The organism is Synechococcus sp. H60.3 (assembly GCF_047462295.1).
Classification (GTDB): Bacteria; Cyanobacteriota; Cyanobacteriia; order Thermostichales; family Thermostichaceae; genus Thermostichus.
In genome coordinates, this window is sequence record NZ_JANSIY010000196.1 from 1 (window position 1) to 2122 (window position 2122).

Consider the following 2122-nt stretch of genomic DNA (forward strand, 5'->3'; position numbering starts at 1 on the left):
GGGATCCCGGTTTGCTACATCCACGAGCAATACAAATCTCTGGTGTATTTGCCTTACTTGCAGCCGCAAGTTCAGCCGCGGATCCCGCGGGCGAGCTTGCCGGATTCCGGCCGGGATCGCTCCCAGGTCATCCAATTGCGCAGCGATAGCAGCCATCACCGTCCTCGCAGTTGGGTCAAGGTGGAAAAACTCCTGCGCGACCTGCCCTGGGTAGATCTGGTTCGCTACGACCCAAGCGCCTACGCTGCCCCCAAAAACGGCGTCAAGGCCGCCAACCGCAAAACCGCAGATGGCCGCCACATTTTGTGGATCCATCTCCACGAAAGCCAGGACACCCACCTTGCCGTTAGGGTAGAGACCACCGGCTATACTCCCGAACACCTAGAGCAGGCCGCTGCCGAGCTGCGGGAGCGCATTGGTCGCCTCCTCTAGCTTTTGCTCAACTGCTGGGCCACGAGTTGTACGATGGCCTGAGCCGCACCCGGCTTGCCCCCCAGACGCCGCAATTCCGCCTGCATCTGTTGACGCCGCTCGGGATCAGTCAACAGGGCCCGCATCTGTTCGGCTACCTGGGCCGGGCGCAAGTGTCCTCGCAGCTCCGGCACCGCCTCACGTCCTGCCCAGATGTTTGGCCAAGCCAGGTAACCCAGCCACCGCAGGGCAATTCTGTTGATAAGGCGGGCCAGCCAGGTGCCCAGACCGGGCAGGCGAGCCAACAGGCCAGGGATCCCACCCCAGGCACGCATCGCCTCCAGCTTGTTGGTGGGGATCGCCACCACCATTGGCACCCCCAAGTAAGCCAGCTCGGCAGTGTTGGCGCCGACGGTAGTTAGACACAGGTCGCAATTGGCCAGCACCGAATAGGCGGGGAAGCTGGTCCACAGGTGTACCGTGGTGCCAAAGGGGGTGACGAAGTGGGATCCCAAATTGGTTTGCTCCAGAGTGGCCGAGGTGCCGTAAATCACGGCCATATCGGGGTTGAGCTTGGGATGGGCATAGGCCGCCAGCGATCGCGGCGTCTGGCCGGGAGCCACTGGGATGACGAAGCGGACGTTGGGCAGCAACTGGCGCAACTCATCCGCCACCGCCAGCACCAGCGGCACCCCCAGGGAGAGTTTGGCCGGCTTGGAGCCGGGGAGCAGCCCCACCTGGTAGTGGGTGCGGTTGCCATCGCTGAGACGTTGCCAGCTGTGCGGCAGCAAAGCTTCGTCGGCAGAGCGGGATTCCACCCTTTCCGGTGCCGTTCGCACCGATTCCGGCTCCTCGATGGGATCGGGGAGGGGCTGGAGGAGGGTGGAAAAGCCTGCCGTCGGTTTGGGAGCAGCGCCAGAAGCCTGTGTGGGAAGGGATCGGCTGCTAAGCCAGCCGGGAAGAGGTATCCCCGGCAAGTAGACGGCACTGGCCACGCCATCGGCCATCAGATCCCCGACCACGTGCATTTTGGGGGCCCAGCGGTGGCCCAGGAAGCGTCCCCCGTTGTAGCGGCGTTTGATCTCCTCCGTCCGTACAGCAAAAGCGTCTACCCAGGGTCGCCAGCGGGGCTGATGCTCCGCATACACCACCAGACGGTAGCGCAGACGACGGGCAATCCAGACGGCAAAAAACTGATCCCCTCCTAGAAACAGCACCACCCCCCGCTTGGCCCAATCCCAGGCTTCTTCGGTCTGACCCGTGAGCAGAAAAGCCAGAAAAAAATCCGGATCCTGCACCCGATCGACCCGGATAAATTCCTCCGCTATCTTCATCTCTTGTCCAGAGGCGTGCGGACAAGGAGAGAGCACCAGAGAAAGACGGGCCTGGGGCAGTTGCTGGCGCAATTCTAGGACGACTGGCCGCACCCAGGTAAGCAGCTCGCCGGGACCGTTGGAGAGGATGAGAATGTCGTAGGGAAGCTGGCCGCCGTTCACTGAGACGCTCAGGGGGCAAGAACTTTGCCGCTATTGTACAGTTTGCCTTTGGGCGCCAGGAGACTACTGGGATCCCACTGGCTCCTAGCCCTTGCCCTACTGCGAGGGAGCTTCGCCAGCCCTCTTCCTTGCTCAGGGTTCAACGTAAGGCGCGGGATTCCCCACCCGGGTGGGGAGGGATAGCGCCTCCTGACTGATTCTGGATATATCGCTTC

1 protein-coding gene and 1 pseudogene are annotated in these 2122 nt (G+C 62.5%); one reads left to right on the plus strand and one right to left on the minus strand.

Features of this window, described 5'->3' with window-relative positions; translation table 11 throughout:
- Nucleotides 1-432, plus strand: a pseudogene (locus tag NW841_RS12710) (CRISPR-associated protein); the annotation flags it as partial.
- On the opposite strand, the gene NW841_RS12715 reads toward NW841_RS12710, so the two are convergent.
- Nucleotides 429-1907: a hypothetical protein gene (locus tag NW841_RS12715; RefSeq protein WP_414386748.1), complete on the minus strand. Its 1479-nt coding sequence runs from the start codon at nucleotides 1905-1907 to the stop codon at nucleotides 429-431. The pseudogene NW841_RS12710 and the gene NW841_RS12715 sit on opposite strands and share 4 nt — an antisense overlap.
- Nucleotides 1908-2122: the final 215 nt, after the last annotated feature.